10 protein-coding genes and 2 tRNA genes are annotated in these 16,806 nt (G+C 62.9%); 4 read left to right on the top strand and 8 right to left on the bottom strand.

Features of this window, described 5'->3' with window-relative positions; translation table 11 throughout:
* Positions 1-66: 66 nt before the first annotated feature.
* The 3 genes from QPK27_RS22500 to QPK27_RS22490 form a co-directional block, all read right to left on the bottom strand.
* Positions 67-726 carry an NUDIX hydrolase gene (locus QPK27_RS22500; RefSeq protein ID WP_290420414.1) on the bottom strand — a complete coding sequence of 220 codons (660 nt, stop codon included), beginning with the start codon at positions 724-726 and terminating at the stop codon, positions 67-69.
* Positions 727-943: 217 nt separating this feature from the next.
* Positions 944-1,020 (bottom strand) — tRNA-Arg (locus QPK27_RS22495).
* A gap of 168 nt (positions 1,021-1,188) precedes the next feature.
* Positions 1,189-1,265, bottom strand: a tRNA-Arg gene (locus tag QPK27_RS22490).
* A gap of 109 nt (positions 1,266-1,374) precedes the next feature.
* Between QPK27_RS22490 and QPK27_RS22485 the strand changes: the two genes are divergently transcribed.
* The 3 genes from QPK27_RS22485 to QPK27_RS22475 all read left to right on the top strand — a co-directional run bounded on the left by QPK27_RS22485 (position 1,375) and on the right by QPK27_RS22475 (position 9,048).
* Positions 1,375-5,241 (top strand): two-component regulator propeller domain-containing protein, encoded by a 3,867-nt coding sequence (locus QPK27_RS22485; protein ID WP_290420413.1) that lies wholly within the window; start codon positions 1,375-1,377, stop codon positions 5,239-5,241.
* 257 nt (positions 5,242-5,498) lie between these two features.
* Entirely contained in the window at positions 5,499-7,748 is a 2,250-nt protein-coding gene (locus tag QPK27_RS22480; RefSeq protein ID WP_290420412.1) for an AAA family ATPase, read from the top strand.
* A complete protein-coding gene (locus QPK27_RS22475) occupies positions 7,726-9,048 on the top strand; it encodes an McrC family protein (protein ID WP_290420411.1) in 1,323 nt (440 codons plus the stop codon). The genes QPK27_RS22480 and QPK27_RS22475 overlap by 23 nt, the downstream gene beginning before the upstream one ends.
* Positions 9,049-9,136: 88 nt before the next feature.
* Here the strand turns inward: QPK27_RS22475 and QPK27_RS22470 are convergent, their stop codons facing one another.
* Positions 9,137-10,078 (bottom strand): D-2-hydroxyacid dehydrogenase, encoded by a 942-nt coding sequence (locus QPK27_RS22470; RefSeq protein ID WP_290420410.1) that lies wholly within the window; start codon positions 10,076-10,078, stop codon positions 9,137-9,139.
* A gap of 164 nt (positions 10,079-10,242) precedes the next feature.
* On the bottom strand, positions 10,243-10,587 hold the full coding sequence (locus QPK27_RS22465; RefSeq protein ID WP_290420409.1) for a hypothetical protein: 345 nt from the start codon (positions 10,585-10,587) through the stop codon (positions 10,243-10,245).
* A 227-nt stretch (positions 10,588-10,814) separates the two neighbouring features.
* Here QPK27_RS22465 and ligD point away from each other — a divergent pair, with 227 nt between their 5' ends.
* Positions 10,815-13,511: a DNA ligase D gene (gene ligD, locus QPK27_RS22460; protein ID WP_290420408.1), complete on the top strand. Its 2,697-nt coding sequence runs from the start codon at positions 10,815-10,817 to the stop codon at positions 13,509-13,511.
* A 263-nt stretch (positions 13,512-13,774) separates the two neighbouring features.
* Here the strand turns inward: ligD and QPK27_RS22455 are convergent, their stop codons facing one another.
* From QPK27_RS22455 to QPK27_RS22445, 3 genes are all read right to left on the bottom strand, one after another.
* Positions 13,775-15,238, bottom strand: a complete 1,464-nt coding sequence (locus QPK27_RS22455; RefSeq protein WP_290420407.1) for a catalase — start codon at positions 15,236-15,238, stop codon at positions 13,775-13,777.
* Positions 15,239-15,414: 176 nt separating this feature from the next.
* Complete coding sequence (locus QPK27_RS22450; protein ID WP_290420406.1) at positions 15,415-15,651, bottom strand: hypothetical protein; 237 nt, start codon at positions 15,649-15,651, stop codon at positions 15,415-15,417.
* A 2-nt stretch (positions 15,652-15,653) separates the two neighbouring features.
* A complete protein-coding gene (locus tag QPK27_RS22445; RefSeq protein WP_290420405.1) occupies positions 15,654-16,766 on the bottom strand; it encodes a Ku protein in 1,113 nt (370 codons plus the stop codon).
* Positions 16,767-16,806: the final 40 nt, after the last annotated feature.

Below are 16,806 nucleotides of genomic sequence, written 5' to 3'. Positions count from 1 at the left end.
TATCCAGCTGAGCTACAGCCGCCCGAGGCACGCATTATAGCGGCGTCCGTCCGCCTTGGCAAACGGTCATTTTACTTTTTTCAACGATCGCGCTTTGATGAGCGCCGCAATCACGGCTTGGTCGTTCGGGTTGCACAACAGGCCCGCCAGCCCCTCGAGCGGCGCCAGGTGCACGGCCTGGCTTTCCCAGCCCATCAGCGCCGGGTTGCCGCCGACCCGGCGCGCCAGGTAGTAGCGGGTGAAGGTCTGGGTGCGTGCGCTGTCGACCAGGAAGGCCACGATCACGACCCGCAGCCCGGACTCTTCGAATGCTTCGCGGATCGCATTCGCCTGCAGGCCGACGCCGGGGTCGACCCGGCCTTTCGGAAAGGTGGCGTCATAACCGCCGAAGCGGTTCGACGGCGCCACCGCCCATATCCGTCCATCGGCTTCCTCGATCACCACGCCGGCCGCGGCCGCCTTGCCGGGCGGCGGCGCGAAGGCCGGCTCGGCGATGCCGGCCTGACCATCGACCTGATCCCAGCCAGAAGACGTCACTGGCGTATCGAGCCAGGGCGCGAAGCTGATACCGTTCAGTTCAGCGGGCAGGGGGCCCAGCGGAATGACCGTGGCGCGCCGCGCCGGATCGTGCCAGGCTTGCATGCCGGTAGGGGTCGAGGGGTGGTGGAGGCGCACGGGTTTGCCGTGCTCGTCGGGCTGCGGATGAAAGACTGGGCTGTCGGTCATGGCGTTCGCTGGCAGGTGGCGCGCCTAAAAACCGGGCGCACAAAGCAATAAGGGCACTTCTTGCGAAGTGCCCTTATCTGAAGAAGGNTGCTCGTCGGGCTGCGGATGAAAGACTGGGCTGTCGGTCATGGCGTTCGCTGGCAGGTGGCGCGCCTAAAAACCGGGCGCACAAAGCAATAAGGGCACTTCTTGCGAAGTGCCCTTATCTGAAGAAGGTTGGTGCGGCTGGCAGGAATCGAACCCACGACCCCTTGGTTCGTAGCCAAGTACTCTATCCAGCTGAGCTACAGCCGCCCAATGCAGGCATTATAGCGGCACCTTGGCGTCTTGGCAAAGCCTCATTGCCATTTCGTGCAGGCCGGCCCGAAAACCGTGGTGCAGGAGGGCGTTCGTCCAGCCCTCGCACATGCAGCCGCCAAAGCAAAAGGGACCAGATCTTGCGATCTGGTCCCTTGCATTTCTTGGTGCGGCTGGCAGGAATCGAACCCACGACCCCTTGGTTCGTAGCCAAGTACTCTATCCAGCTGAGCTACAGCCGCCCGATGCACGCATTATAGCAGCGGCTTGTTGTTTCTGGAAGTCTCGAATTATTTCCTGGCAACAGATCCTCTGGTAGATTAGCCGCTTGGACTTGTCGAACGGAAGAATATGCTGGGCTTGACCAGGGCCGCCAACGCCGGCCTGCTTTGTATGACGCGCGCCGCCGCGCTCGCGGCCATGCTGATCGCCGCCGTGCTGTGCGCCACCCTGCCCGGCGACGCCGGCGCCGCCCAGCGCAGCCTGCGCTTCGAACGTCTCACCAGCGAAAACGGCCTGGCGCAGCAATCGGTGCTGAGCATCCTGCAAGACCGCCAGGGATTCATCTGGTTCGGCACCCAGGCCGGCCTGCACCGCTTCGACGGCTACCGCATGACGGTGTTCCACAACGACCCGAACGACCCCGGCAGCCTGCCCGACAATTTCGTCTCGGCCGCGTACCAGGACGGCAACGGCGTGCTGTGGTTCGGCACCAAGGGCGGCCTGGCGCGCTTCGATCCGGTCACTGGCCGCTTCCAGCGCCACCTGCTGGCGCAGCCGGGCAGGGCGCCGATGCGCGGCGTGACCACCATCCTGCCGGCCCCAAACGGCGAACTGTGGCTGGCCACCAGCGACGGCCTGGTGCGCTTCGATCCGGCCAGCGGCCGCCACCGGGCCTGGCGCCACGAGCCGGGCAACCCGGCCAGCCTGCGCGACGAGCGCATCAACGCGCTGGCGCTGGGCGCCGACGGCGCGCTGTGGATCGGCATGGCCTCCGGCGTCGACCGGCTGGCGCCGGGCGCGGCGCGCTTCGAGCATTTCGCGGTCGAGCCGAAAGGATTGGCGCGGCGTAACCCGGCGCGCGACAACGTGCTGTCGTTGTCGATGGGCCCGCGCGAGACGCTGTGGATCGGCACCGCCGCCGGCCTCGCCGCCTGGCGCGTCGGCGAAGCCATGCCGCAACCGGTACCGCTAGGCGCGGCCGAGCGCATGGCCGACCTGCGCATCGAGCGCCTGTACCACGACGGTGGCGCGCAGCTGTGGGTCGGCACCGACACGGGCGGCCTCAAGTGGCGCGATCCGGCCAGCGGCCAGTTCGTCAGCTACCGCCATTCGCAGTACGACCAGCACAGCCTGTCGGACAACCAGGTGACGTCGGTGCTGGTCGATCGCACCGGCACGCTCTGGGTCGGCACCTATTTCGGCGGCGTGAGCCGCACCGACCTGGCCAGCGGCGGCTTCGCGCGCTACGGCACCGCCGACGGCCTGGGCCGGGCCAAGGTGCGCGCGGTGCACGGCGATCCGGACGGCCGCATCTGGGTCGGCACCACCGGCGACGGCTTGCTGCGGCTGGACCCGGCTACGCGCGGCCTGGAAAGGATCCGGGAACCGGTGCTGCCGGGCGGTGTGGTGACCGCGCTGGCGCTCGGCGGCAGGCGGCTGTGGATCGGCACGCCCACCGGCCTGCTGTGGCGCGACCCGGACGGCGCGTCGGGCCGGGTGCCGCTCGGACACGGCGGCGGCGCCAGCTACGTGCAGGCGCTGCGCGTCGGGCGCGACGGCACGCTGTGGATCGTCACCCGCGGCGGCCTGTCGGCGCTGGGCCCGGGCGCGCTCACCACGCGCAGCTGGCGCAACGATCCCGACGATCCGACCAGCCTGGGCGACAACTACGGCCTGGCGCTGCTGGAAGACCGCCACGGCATGATCTGGATCGGCACCGAATCGGGGCTGGAACGGTTCGACCGCGCCGCCAACACCTTCACCCATTACCGCCACGATCCGGCCGACCCCGCCAGCCTGCGCCACAGCCGCGTCTACAACCTGCTCGAGACCGCCGCCGGCGAACTGTGGATCGGCACCGCCGGCGGCCTGCACCGCATGGAACAAGGGGAAGAAGGGGCGCGCTTCCGCTTCTTCCCGTTCAGCGGCGAGCAGCCGGCGCCGCCGATCGGGGTCGCGCTCGAGGATGGCGACGGCCACCTGTGGGCCAGCACCACCGCCGGCATCACCCGCATCGACCCGGGCAGCGGCCAGACCAAGAGCTACACCGCCAAGGACGGCCTGATCGACGGCTCGTATTTCGTCGGTTCGGGCTGGCGCGGTCGGGATGGCCGCATGCACTTCGGCGGCATGAACGGCATGACCTCGTTCCAGCCGTCCGAGGTGCGCGACAACCCGTTCCCGCCGACCGTGGCGATCACCGACCTGCTGGTGCTGAACCGCTCGCTCGGGGTGCACGACCTGCCGGCGCGCAAGGAGGTGACGCTGTCGCACCGCGACGCCGTGTTCACGCTCGAATTCGCGGCGCTGCACTACGCCGACCCGCGCGGCAACCGCTATGCCTACCGCCTGGACGGCTTCGATCAGGGCTGGGTCGACACCACCGCCGGGCGCCGCTTCGCCACCTACACCAACCTGGATCCGGGCCGCTACGTGTTCCGGGTCCGCGCCAGCAACAAGGATGGCGTGTGGAATCCGGAAGCGGCCACGCTGGCCATCACGATCACGCCGCCGTTCTGGAAGACCTGGTGGTTCCGCACGTTCCTGGGGGCGACCGTGCTGGCGCTGTCGTACCTGGCCTACCGCATGCGCGTGCACGCCCTGGTCGAGCAGACCGACCGGCTCGAGCGCGAGGTCGGCGCCCGCACCGCCGAGCTGCGCCTGCAGAAGGAAGACGTCGAGCGCCAGAAGGAATCGGTCGAGCGCGCCCACCGCGACATCGCGCTGCTGTCCGACATGGGGCGGGTGCTGACCGCCAACCTGGACAGCGAAGCGATCATGGCCACGCTGTACCAGCACGTGGGCGAACTGATGGACGCGCCGGTGTTCGCGGTGGCGCTGCTGCGCCCGGGACGCGGGGTGCTCGAGCTGCCGTTCGTGATGGCCGATGGCCGCCGCGCCGCGCCGGGCGAGCTGGCGCTGGAAGGAGGGCGCCACCTGCTGCTTGCCTGCGCGCTGGAGGGGCGCGAGATCCTGCTGGGCGACGTCGTGGCCGAGCTCGGCGACGGAGATGCCGCCCGGCTTGCAACGCTGCCGGGTCTCGAGCCGCGCCTGCGTCCGGCCTCGCTGCTGTGCGTGCCGGTGACGGTGGGCGAACGGGTGCTGGGCGGGTTGACGGTGCAGAGCCTGGCGCCGTACGCCTATTCCCAGGTGCACCTCGACATGCTGGGCACGCTCGCGGCTTACGTCGGCGTGGCGATCGACAATGCCGGCGCTTACCACCAGCTCAAGGAAACGCAAGCCCAGCTGGCGGCGCACGAGAAGCTGGCCTCGCTCGGTTCGCTGGTGGCGGGCGTGGCGCACGAGCTGAACACGCCGATCGGCAATAGCCTGTTAATGGCGAGCACGCTGCAGGAGCGCACCGGCGCGCTGGCGCGGCGCCTCGAGACGGCCACCCTCAAGCGTTCCGACCTGGAAGGGTATATGGCGGCCTCGATCGAAGCATCCGAACTGATCGCGCGCAGCCTGCACAACGCGGCCGAGCTGGTAAGCAGCTTCCGCCAGGTGTCGGTCGACCAGGCCAGCGACCAGCGCCGCCGCTTCGACCTGGCCCAGGCCTGTCACGAGATCGCCGCGACCATGATGAACACGGTGCGCCGCGCCGGCCACCAGTTGCTGCTGGACGTCCCGCCCGGTATCGTGATGGACGGCTATCCCGGGCCGTTGGGGCAGGTGATCATCAACTTCGTCAACAATGCCATGCTGCACGCCTTCGAGGCGCCGGGCGGCGTCATGACGCTGCAGGCCAGCCGCTTCGACGGTGGGGTAAGCCTGAGCTTCCGCGACGACGGCCGCGGCATCGAGAGCGAGCACCTGGGCCGCATCTTCGATCCGTTCTACACCACGCGCATGGGGCAGGGCGGCACCGGACTGGGACTCAACATCGCCTGGAACATCGTCACCACGCTGCTGGGCGGCACCATCCGGGTCGAGAGCGCGCCCGGCGCCGGCACCGCCTTCGTGCTGGAGCTGCCGCTGGTGGCGCCGGATGCGTAGCGTCACTCGTGAATGAGCCTACACCACAGATCGTGAAAAAAATAGTTCCAGGTAATGCGCTACGGTTGAAATAGCGCGATCTTGACGGTCTAAGTACAGACGCTGTCGCATGATCGCTTACTCCATGACGTATTCGCGTGTCATCCAAATATCGCTATCAGCCATCAGTCGGCCAACTATGATTTAAAATTACCCATCAATTTCAGGCAAATGCCAAATCTTTATTTATTAACGGGATAGAAAGCGCAGAGACCATTTTGGACAGCAGAGAAGCACTGAATCTTGTAGAGGAAATGGTCCAGCGAGGTGAATTAATTCGCGTCAGTTCTGCGGAGCGGACGACAAAGGCCATCATTTTCAAAACTTTAACGGGCCGGAATTTCGCTGTTGAGATTAACGATACCCAATCGCGTAATTATGCTGTACAGGTCAAGCTGGTTTTTGAACGCGCCCCCGGCGGGGTGCAACTCGACTGGCCGTCCGCCGCCTCGAAGTTCGATGGTCAGCTGAACGATCTTCAGTTTCAGAGTAGTGCGTTACAAACAAAAGGTAGCAATCTCGAGCCGGGCAAGCAAATGTCAGTGGTGGTCCGATCTCCACAGTCACTGCAGGATCTGATTGCATGGTATGCCGTCACACACCATGCGCAGATCGCTAACGCAGATAAAATCCGAGCCCATGCTTTAGCGCGTTACATCCTGCCAGCACGGCAACGAGGAGAATCGAGCGTCACAATCCTCGCAAGCAAAATTCACAATGACTTGGGCCTGTCGAAAAACTTTCCGAATGTCGACCAAGCACTTACGGGAAAGATTTTCCTCAAGCAGTGCAATCTGTCGACAGTACAGCGCAGTGGCGCTGCCGGCAGCTCTGCTACGACGTTTACCTATCACTTTGAAAATCAGGCGATTCCCATGCCCCAGAAGTCGACAATTGCCAGCAACCTGATCTTATATGGCCCACCGGGGACCGGCAAGACGTATGCCTCTGCAGCCGAAGCAGTGCGACTGTGTCTCGGGGAGGCGCAGGCGGCACCACTCCTCGTGCCCGAACAGCGCGAAGCGCTGATGCTCTCATATCGCGACCTCGTTGCAGCGGGTCGTATCGACTTTGTAACCTTCCATCAGTCATACTCTTACGAGGACTTCGTGGAAGGACTGCGGCCGACAACGGAAATGGACGACGGTTCGCTGGAGCCAGTGGATGAAACGCGGGACGTATCCACGAGTGGTTTCCGGTTGCGCTGTGAAGATGGCATTTTCAAGCGTATCTGCGAGCGTGCGCGACTAGACCGAGGTAGCGCGAACGAGAAAACTGGACTCGACCGCCAACGTCGAATCTTTAAGGTTTCGCTCGGCCGCAGGGGACAGGAAGAAGACCGTATTTCCGATGGGCTCGACAACAACCTCGTCCATTTGGGTTGGGGTGGCGATATTGACTGGTCTCCTGAAAGCTTCGACAATTTCGATGCAATCAAGCGCGAATGGAACACGAAGAAGGACCCTGGGGCAACTGGTAAGGACTCCAACATCGAAATGATTTTTTCGCTGCGCAGCGACATGCAGGTAGGAGACTATATTGTGCTCTCGGACGGCCGCGATGCCATCCGCGCTGTCGGTAAGGTAACTGGTCACTATTATTACGATGCTTCGGCGTCTTACCACCCTCATCGTCGCGAAGTCGAGTGGCTATGGCAAGATGTTGCCGGCGTGAGGCGTGATGTTTTTTACAAGAAGTTCTTTAGGCAACACGCTATCTACCGCCTGAATCGCGATATTGTCGATTGGGACGGACTTGAAGAAATAGTCTTCGGTAAAACCGCACAGCAGGTAGTCACCACCGCCAGGCCTTACGTGCTGGTCATAGACGAGATCAATCGCGCCAACATTTCTAAGGTGTTCGGTGAGCTAATCACGCTGCTAGAACCTGACAAGCGTCTTGGCGAAACCAATGAAATCAGGGTTCAGCTACCTTATTCTGGTCGATCGTCCTTTGGCGTGCCATCCAATTTGCACATCATCGGCACGATGAACACTGCTGATCGTTCGATTGCCCTCCTTGATACGGCATTGCGGCGGCGCTTTAAGTTTCGCGAACTAATGCCGCAACCATCTCTGCTCAGTCGGGTCGACGGTGTCGATCTGGCAAAAGTGCTGGCGACTTTAAACGAGCGCATTGAATTCCTTTTCGACCGAGAACACCAGATTGGTCATGCGTATTTCATCGGCTGCCAGTCGCGCCAAGATATCGAAGAGGTCATGCGACACAAGGTCATTCCGCTTCTTGCTGAGTATTTTTACGAAGACTGGAACAAGGTAGCCGCCGTGCTCGGCGATGCAAAAGACGGGGAGAACTATCATTCAGGTGGGTTTCTCAAGCGTGAGCGATTGGTATGTCCTCCAGGCATGGGAAGCGATGACGAAGCGCCTATTCGCTTCCGATGGAGTGTGCAGGAGAAATTCGACTTCTCGAAACTAGTAAGTAATGATGCGCCGAACCGTTCTTGAATGGGAATCCATCGGCTATGGCGATGATCCAGCCGATTTAAGCGTCATTCCGTCGCACCTCGCTGACCGGCTTGCAAAAGTCGCTGCCGCGTCTCCACTGGCGGGACGTGGCGGTGGTGGTGTTTTGGAGCACGGCCGCAACGCTCTGCGCGCGCGCGGGATTGTTGGAGTGCTCGTGGCCGAGGGATGTTCGCTCGAAATTCTGCCCAAGATCGATGCAAAAAGTGGCGGTGAAGCCGACCGCATTGTGCAAATCAGGCGCCGCCTAGTCCACATGCTCGCGTTGGCTATCGACATCAAGATTGACGTTGGCAAGGTAGCTCACCTCGATTGGCAGAATGAGACCTTGCTTGAGATACTGATTCGAATTTTTTCCGAAAAGCTGGTCGATGCCTTGCGCCAAGGTATGCCACGTCGTTATGCCGGTCACGAAGAAGACTTGCCATCGATGCGCGGACGACTTGACGTAGTACGGCAGTTCACCAAGTTTGCCGCGGATCCTTCGCGGCTAGCCTGCCGCTATGACGGACTATCAGCCGACATCGCGCTAAACCGCATCATGAAGGCCGCTGTCGAGCGTCTAACCAGGATTTCTCGCTCGATTGCAAACCTGTCGCGTTTGAGGGACCTCTCGCTCGCATTCGCTGATATCGCAACCGAGTCGGTACCGGCACTGAGATGGGGCGATGTCGTTTTGGATCGCACCAACGCACGCTGGCGGGAATTGCTGAACATGGCTAGGCTGCTGTTGGGCAAACGATTCCAGACAACCTCATCTGGAGAAGGAACTGGCTTTTCGCTGCTGTTCGAAATGAACACCCTGTTCGAAGAATACGTCGGGCGCAGCGTGACGCGTGCACTCTCGGGCAGCCATCTAAACGTGGTGCGGCAGGGAGGAAGAATTTATTGCCTGGAAGGTGAGAGTGGGGGCCTTTTCCAGACCAAACCAGACATTCTGATAAAAAACGGTGACACCGTGGTGCAAGTGATCGATACGAAGTGGAAGCGGATTGCACTGCAAGTCGACGACAAGAAACGAGGTGTTTCGCAGTCGGATGTCTACCAGCTGATGGCTTACGGCAGTTTGTATGATTGTCAACGATTGACGCTTTTGTATCCCCATCATGCAGGACTTGGCGAATTTGACGGTATACAGGCGACGCATCGCATCACCAAGTCGGATCGCAGACTAGAAACAGTTACTGTTGATATCTCTACTGCAGTCGGCCTTGCCGAACGGCTGCGCACGCTGATCGACGTTGTGACGGTGGCCAACGCCACCGGCGCCGACCGCGGCTAGATTCGTCGGCCAGACGTAAGAGGAGGCGCTTAACACCGATTCATCGATCACTTTTTTGGAGGTCTTCGAAAGCTTTGGATAGGCGCTTCTAAACCAGGTTGCGCGGTGTGCCGCCGGCCCAGGCCTCGATGTTATCGACCAGCATATCGGCCAGGGTCTGCATCGCACCGGCGCTGGCCCAGGCCACGTGCGGCGTCAGGATAAAGTTCGGCAGGCGCAGGCGCAGCAGCGGATTGTCGGGCGAGGGCGGTTCCTTGCTCAGGACGTCGAAGCCGGCGCCGATGCGGCCGGTGGCCAGCACCTCCGCCAGCGCCGCCTCGTCGACCAGGCCGCCGCGCGCGGTGTTGATCAACAGCGCGCCCGGCTTCATCAGGCCGAGTTCGCGCGCGCCGATCATGTAGCGCGTCTGCTCGCTGAGCGGCAGATGCAGGCTGACCACGTCGGCGTGCCGCAGCAGCTCGTCCAGTTCCAGCTGCGTCACGCCGGCATCGTCGATGCGCGAGCGCGAGGTGGCGCATATCTCCATCCCGAAGGCGCGCCCGAGCGCTGCCACCTTGCGTCCCAGCGCGCCGTAGCCGACGATGCCGAGCCGGCTGCCGGCCAGGTCGCCGATCGGGTGACCGAGCAGGCAAAAGCGGCTGGAGGTTTCCCATTGCCCGGCCTCGACGTCGTGCGCGTAGGCGCGCAGGTTGCGGCGCAGGGCCAGCATCAGGGTCAGGCAGTGCTCCGGCACCGATACCACCGAGTAATCGCGGATGTTGGCCACCGCGATGCCGCGCGCGCGGCAGGCGTCCAAATCGACGTTGTCGGTGCCCGTGGCGGCGACGGCGATCAACTTCAGGTCGGGCAGTTGCTCGAGAGCGGCGGCGCGCAGCGGCACCTTGTTGCTGATCGCGATGGTGGCGCCGGCCAGGCGCTCGACCACCTGGTCTTCGCGGGTGGCGTCATGGTCTTGCCAGGCGTGGGGGAAGGCGGGGGCGCGTACCTCGGCTTGCAGGCTGTCGCGGTCGAGGAAGACGATTCGGTGCATGGTGTCCTTTGTGCCGGGAGCATGATGGAACACCGTATTCTAGAGGACCCGAAGCGGGCGCGCCTCCGGGATAACCCGGAGGCGGATAGGTGGGGCTCGAGCCGGCTGTTATCGAAACGATGATGCGGAAGGTGGCGGCCCTGAGCGGTCGGGGATCAGTTCGCTTAGTTGGTCTTGGCGGTGTGGTCTGCCTTCGCTTCAGCCTTGTCGGCCTTGGCTTCGGCTTTCTTGTCGGCGTGCTTGTGGTCGGCCTTGGCTTTCTTCTCGGCGGCATCGGCCTTCGCTTCGGCGACGTCGGCCTTGGCTTCGGCGTTGGCCTTCTCTACCTTGGCGTCGGCTTTCGCGACTTCCTTGGCGTGCTTGGCATCGGCCTTGGCCACGTCTTTCGCAGCCTTGGCGTCGGCCTTGGCTTCACTGGTGGTTGCCGTGGTGCTGGTGGCGGCTGGGGTCTGGGCAAACACGGAAGTAGCGAACAGGCCGGCGATCAGGGTGGCGACGATTTTGCTCATGGTTTCATTCCTTCACTTTAGTTAAACGAGTTGTTGCCTAGAGGTGCTTCGGGTAACCGGGATATTGTCGGGTTACTGAGCTGATAACGCGACCGCTCGACGGCCAGTTGACGGGTCTTACATCCGCTTACATTTGCGCTTTCGACCACACTCTTTGTTCGCTGCCGTACAGTCCGGCGCGCGGCGCAGGAATACGCTGGGACATCGAGTTCCACACAGGTGCCGCCATGCCAGATGCACTCAAGCTCTATAAATCGAAACGCAACTTCGCCATCACCAGCGAACCGGCCGAGGGCGGGGATCCCGGTGTCGATGCGCTGACCTTCGTCATCCAGAAACACTGGGCCACGCGCCTGCACTACGACTTCCGCCTGGAGCTCGACGGCACCATGAAGAGCTGGGCGGTGCCGAAAGGCCCGAGCTACGATACGCGCGACAAGCGCATGGCGGTGCATGTGGAGGATCATCCGATCTCATACGCCGATTTCGAAGGCACGATTCCGGCCAAGCAATATGGCGCAGGCAAAGTGATCATCTGGGACAAGGGCACCTGGACCCCGCTCGAAGATCCGCACGCCGGCTTCGCCAAGGGCAGCATCAAGTTCGAGATCCACGGCCACAAGATGCGCGGGCGCTGGGCGCTCGTGCGCATGAAGAGCCGCGGCGAAAAGCAGGAGGCGTGGCTCTTGGTCAAGGAGAAGGACGAGTACGCGCGCTCATCGGAAGAATTCTCGGTGGTCGACGAGATGCCGGACAGCGTCAAGAGCCTGCCGATGCCGGCGCCGGCCGAGCGCAAGGTCGAGGCTCTGCGCGAGGAAGAGGAAGAGGAACAGGACTCGGCGCCGAAGCGCGCCGCCGCTAAAAAAGCGCCGGCAAACAAGGCGGCGGCGAAGTCCACGACGAAGTCGGCCGATAAAACTGCCGCCAAGCCGGCGGCAAAAAAGGCCGCCGCAGGAAAGTCGTCCGCCAAGCTGGCCGATACTGTGATGGACAAGGTCGCGCTGCCCGAGAAATTCGCGCCCGAACTGGCCACGCTGGTTGACGCGCCGCCGCCCGACCCCGAGAACTGGGTATTCGAAGTCAAGTTCGACGGCTATCGCATGCTGGCGCGCATCGACAACGGCGAGGTGCGCCTGATCACGCGCAACACCAACGACTGGACCGACCGCCTGTTGTCGCTCAAGCGCGAACTGGAGCGCATGAAGTTGCCGGACGGCTGGTACGACGGCGAGATCGTGGTCCACGACGACACCGGCAAGCCCGATTTCGGCCGCCTGCAACTGGCCTTCGACGAGACCCGCTCCGAAGACATCGTGTTCTTCCTGTTCGACGTGCCTTACTTCGACGGCCACGATCTGCGCGAGATGCCGCTGGTCGACCGCCGCATGCTGCTCGAGCAGGTGCTGGAGAACGCCAAGTCCAAATCCGGGCGCGTGCGTTTTTCGGCCGAGTTCGGGACCAAGCCTGACGAGCTGGTGGTGGCCGCCTGCAAGATCGGCCTGGAAGGCGTGATCGGCAAGCGCCGCGATTCGCGCTACGTGTCGCGCCGCTCGCCCGAGTGGATCAAGCTCAAGTGCGGCCTGCGGCAGGAGTTCGTGATCGGGGGCTTCACCGATCCCAAGGGTTCGCGTACCGGCATCGGTTCGCTGCTGCTGGGAACCTACGACGATGAGGGTGTGCTGCGTTACGCCGGCAACGTCGGTTCCGGCTTCAACCATTCCTCGCTGGCGGCGATCAAGGAGCGGCTCGATGCGATCCTGACCGACGAGAGTCCGTTCCCGCCGCGTGCCGTGCCGGGTCGCAAGCACCACTGGGTCAAGCCGGTGCTGGTGGCCGAAGTCAGCTTTTCGGAATGGACCAGCGCCGGCGCCGTGCGCCATCCGGTGTTCCAGGGCCTGCGCGAGGACAAGCCGGCGAAGGGCATCACGCGCGAGCGGCCGCGCCACGTCGAGGCCGAGTCCGACGAAGCGAAACCGAAGGGGAAGAAAGCCGTGCCGAAATCCAAGCCGCAGGAGGAACCGCAAGAGGCCCCGAGCCGCATGCCGGCCACGATGAAAGTCACCAACGGCGACCGCGTCATCGACGCCGAGACCGGCACCACCAAGCTGGAACTGATCCGCTACTACGCGCTGGTCGGCGAATTGATGATGGAGCACCTGAAGGGTCGTCCGGTCTCGCTGGTACGCGCGCCCGAGGGCGTGGGCAAGGAGCTGTTCTTCCAGAAGCACGCCAACGTGGGCAAGATGCCCGGCGTGCGCAACATGGACCCGGCGCTCGATCCGGATCATCCGCCGATGCTGGAGATTGCGAGCATCGAGGGCATCCTGTCGGCATCGCAATGGAACGTGGTCGAGTTCCACACGCAGAACGCCACCGGCCGCGCCTACGACAAGCCAAACCGCATGGTGTTCGACCTCGACCCGGGCGAAGGCGTCGAGTGGCCGGAGGTGCAGGAAGCGGCGCTGCTGATGCGCACCTTCCTTGAAGAATTGGGCTTGCCCGCGTTCCTGAAGACCAGCGGCGGCAAGGGGCTGCACGTCGTGGTGCCGATCAAAGGCGGGCTGGACTGGGACACGGTGAAGGCGTTCTCGCAGGAGGTGGTACGCCACATGGCCACCACGCTGCCCGACCGCTTCGCCTTCAAGAGCGGCCCGAAGAACCGGGTCGGCAAGATCTTCATCGACTACCTGCGCAACGGGCAGGGCGCGACCACCGTGTGCGCCTGGTCGGCGCGCGTACGCCCGGGCCTGGGCATCTCGGTGCCACTGCGCTGGGGCGAGTTGCAGGGCCTGACGTCGAGCACGCAGTGGAACGTGACCAACGTGCATACCCGGCTGGATGAAGGCAATGCGCCGTGGGATGGCTACAGCAAGGCGGCCAAGACCTTGACTAAAGCAATGAAGACGCTCGGCTTCAAGCCTTGAGCTTGGGCGGGACCCACGCAAAAAAGCCGCCAGACCGGAACTGGCGGTCCGGGATGGCGGCAAAGGGTTTTAGCAGTTAGCTTGGAACTCATTCAAACTTGCGTAGTCTTATCATACGGCGGTGAGTTCCACCGTGTCAGCCTGTGGAGAAGACGGCTCTGGCCCTGCAAAATTGCAGGGTGAAACCAGCTTCGACGAAGCAGGAATTCAACGGTAAAGCTAGCTGTAAATAGTTTTACGTAAGTTTGAAGGAACGGAAACGTTTAATCAATATTGCGGCCCAGCGCCTTGAGCGAAGCGCGCACGCCACGGCCATACGCCGGATCGGCCTTGTCGAAGTGACGCAGCTGGCGCTCGACGATGTCGAGGTCGCACTGGCTCAGCGGGCCGGCCAGGTTGTCGAACAGGTTCTGGCGCGCCTGTTCGTCCATCAGGCGGAACAGGTTGCCGGCCTGGGTATAGTCGTCCTCGGCGCCGCGATAATCAAAGCGACCGGCGTTGCCGTCCAGTTCCAGTTCGCCTTCGCCGTGGCCCATGCCGGTGGCGCCGGCGCCGACCGAGTTCAGCGTGTAGTAGTTGCGCGCCGAGCCGCCGTTGGCGATCGCCATCGTGCCGTCACGCTGCTGGTTGTGGAACGGGCAGCGCGGGGCGTTCACCGGCAGGTGCTGGTGGTTGGTGCCGACGCGGTACAGCTGGGCGTCGTGGTAGGCGAACAGGCGGCCTTGCAGCATCTTGTCCGGCGAGTAGCCCATGCCCGGCACCACGTTGGCCGGCGAGAACGCGGCCTGCTCGACTTCGGCGTGGTAGTTGTCCGGATTGCGGTTCAGTTCCAGCACGCCCACCGGCAGCTTCGGGAAGTCGCCATGCGGCCACACCTTGGTCAGGTCGAACGGGTTCCAGCCGGTACGCTGGCTCCAGTCCGCGAGTTGCCGGGCGCTGGCCACCTGCACCTGCACGTCCCACTGCGGGAAGTCGTTGGCGGCGATGGCGTTGAACAGGTCGCGCTGGGCGTGGTCCGGGTCGGTACCGGCGATGCGGGTGGCTTCGGCCGCGCTCAGGTTCTTGATGCCCTGGCGCGTCTTGAAGTGCCACTTCACGTAGTAGCGCTCGCCCTTGTCGTTGATCAGGCTGTAGGTGTGGCTGCCGAAGCCGTCCATGTGGCGGTAGCCGTCCGGGGTGCCGCGGTCCGAGAACAGGATCGTCACCTGGTGCAGGCTTTCCGGCGCATTGCTCCAGAAGTCGAACATCATGTTGGCCGACTTAAGGTTGGTCTGCGGATCGCGTTTCTGGGTGTGGATGAAGTCCGGGAAGTTGATCGGATCCTTGATGAAGAACACCGGCGTGTTGTTGCCGACCAGGTCCCAGTTGCCTTCCTCGGTATAGAAGCGCAGGGCGAAACCGCGCGGATCGCGCTCGGTGTCGGCCGAGCCCTTTTCACCACCCACGGTCGAGAAGCGCAGGAACACCGGGGTCTTCTTGCCGATCTCGTTGAACAGATTGGCCTTGGTGAAGGCGCGCAGGTCGTGGGTGACGGTGAAGGTGCCGTAGGCGCCCGAGCCCTTGGCGTGCACCACGCGCTCGGGGATGCGCTCGCGATTGAAATGCTGCAGCTTCTCGATCAGGTGGAAGTCCTGCAACAGCAGCGGGCCGCGCGGGCCGGCGCTGAGCGAGTTCTGGTTGTCGGCGACCGGGATGCCGGAAGCGGTGGTCAGGCGGGGATTGCTCATCTGAATCTCCTTCATTTGTGTGTAAAGCTTCAATGAAAGAGATTCTACGGAGCAATGCGTAAAAGGAAAAGTTAATTGATTTTATGGATTCGATAGATTTTGATATATATTTTAAATCAGTCAAATCAGAAATAGCAGGATTTTACAATTAGTAAAATCGAAACCATGCTAGTTCCTCACGACGTTTCGTTCTTGAAAATGCCGCGGATGTTCATGGCCATCAGCGCCAGCTGCAGCGTGATCAATGCCCAGGCGCCGTCGTGCCAGCCCCAGATGATCCACAGGATATTGCTGAGTATGAACATCGTGAACCCGAACACGCGCCGCTTGGCGCGTTTCGAGCCGATCAGGTAAGCGGCGAACAGGGTGACCAGCATCGCCGGCCATTGCAGGAAGTCGATGAGTTCCTCCATCCTCACGCCGCTTTCTTGCGTTGCGCCGGGGCTTTCCTGGCCGCGACGGCCTTGGTGGCCGTTTTCTTCGCCGCCGGCTTGGCTGCCGACTTCGCGGGCGATTTGGCTGCAGACTTGGCCGTCGTGGTCCGGGTCGACTTGGCGGCGTTCGCGTTCAGGCGGCTCGGTGCGCGTGCAGGGGCCTTGCGTGCGCGCGGCGTATGGACTTCGTCGTCGTCGTCATCCTCGTCGTCCGACGGCTTCTTCGACTTGCGTGGTGGCGGATCGTCATCGTCGTCGTCATCGTCTTCCGCCATCGCCGCCAGCGCGGCCTTGGCCGGCTTCTTGCCCAGGCTCGCTTGCAGCAGCGCCACCAGGTCGATGACCTTGCCGGTCGAGCGTTTTTCCTTCTCCGGTTCCGGCTCGGTGATGGTCTTGGTCTGGCGCGCCTTGATCTTTTTCTTGACCATCGCCAGCACGTCTTCGCGGTAGGTGTCGTGGTACTGGCCGGGTTCCCAGTCCTCGCTCATGCCTTCGACCAGCGCCATCGCCATCTTGAGTTCCTTGACGGTGACGGCGGCGGTCTTCGAATTCGGCGACGGGATCTTGAGTTCGTCCGGATCGCGCATCTCGTCCGGGAAGCGCAGGGTGTTGAGGACGATGGTGTCGCCCACGCACACCAGCGCCGCCAGGTGCTGCTTGACGCGGATGACCACGCGCGCGATGCCGATCTTGCCGGCTTCGCGCAGGGTCTCGCGCAGCAGCGCGTAGACCTTGGCGCCGCCCTTGCCGGGCGCGAGGTAGTAGGGCTGGTCGTAGTAGATCAGCGGCACGTCCTCGGCCTGCACAAAAGCCTGGATGTCGATGGTCTGGGTCGCTTCCGGATTGGCGCGGCGCAGGTCTTCGTCCGACAGCACCACGTATTCGCCGCTCTCGTATTCGTAGCCCTTGACGATGTCGTCCCAGGACACTTCCTTGCCGTTGCCCTTGTTGTAGCGCTTGAAGCCGACGGGCGAGAAGTCGCGCCGGTCGAGCATGGTGAGGTCGAGCCCCTTGCTCTCGACCGCGGGATACATATCGACCGGAATATGGACCAGCCCGAAACTGATCGCCCCTTTCCACATGCTGCGCGCCATGGCGTCTCCTCTCTCTCGTCGTTTTACGGGTGCTTCAAGT

The organism is Massilia sp. YIM B02443 (assembly GCF_030411955.1).
Classification (GTDB): domain Bacteria; phylum Pseudomonadota; class Gammaproteobacteria; order Burkholderiales; family Burkholderiaceae_D; genus Telluria.
The sequence above is the reverse complement of the archived record's forward strand: the minus strand, read 5'-3'. Positions and strand labels throughout refer to the sequence as shown.

What these genes read in the sequence shown, in the direction of transcription:
- QPK27_RS22500 (WP_290420414.1), bottom strand. Translation starts at nt 726, where the DNA reads ATGACCGACAGCCCAGTCTTTCATCCGCAGCCCGACGAGCACGGCAAA.
- QPK27_RS22485 (WP_290420413.1), top strand. Translation starts at nt 1,375, where the DNA reads ATGCTGGGCTTGACCAGGGCCGCCAACGCCGGCCTGCTTTGTATGACG.
- QPK27_RS22475 (WP_290420411.1), top strand. Translation starts at nt 7,726, where the DNA reads ATGATGCGCCGAACCGTTCTTGAATGGGAATCCATCGGCTATGGCGAT.
- QPK27_RS22470 (WP_290420410.1), bottom strand. Translation starts at nt 10,078, where the DNA reads ATGCACCGAATCGTCTTCCTCGACCGCGACAGCCTGCAAGCCGAGGTA.
- QPK27_RS22465 (WP_290420409.1), bottom strand. Translation starts at nt 10,587, where the DNA reads ATGAGCAAAATCGTCGCCACCCTGATCGCCGGCCTGTTCGCTACTTCC.
- ligD (WP_290420408.1), top strand. Translation starts at nt 10,815, where the DNA reads ATGCCAGATGCACTCAAGCTCTATAAATCGAAACGCAACTTCGCCATC.
- QPK27_RS22455 (WP_290420407.1), bottom strand. Translation starts at nt 15,238, where the DNA reads ATGAGCAATCCCCGCCTGACCACCGCTTCCGGCATCCCGGTCGCCGAC.
- QPK27_RS22450 (WP_290420406.1), bottom strand. Translation starts at nt 15,651, where the DNA reads ATGGAGGAACTCATCGACTTCCTGCAATGGCCGGCGATGCTGGTCACC.
- QPK27_RS22445 (WP_290420405.1), bottom strand. Translation starts at nt 16,766, where the DNA reads ATGGCGCGCAGCATGTGGAAAGGGGCGATCAGTTTCGGGCTGGTCCAT.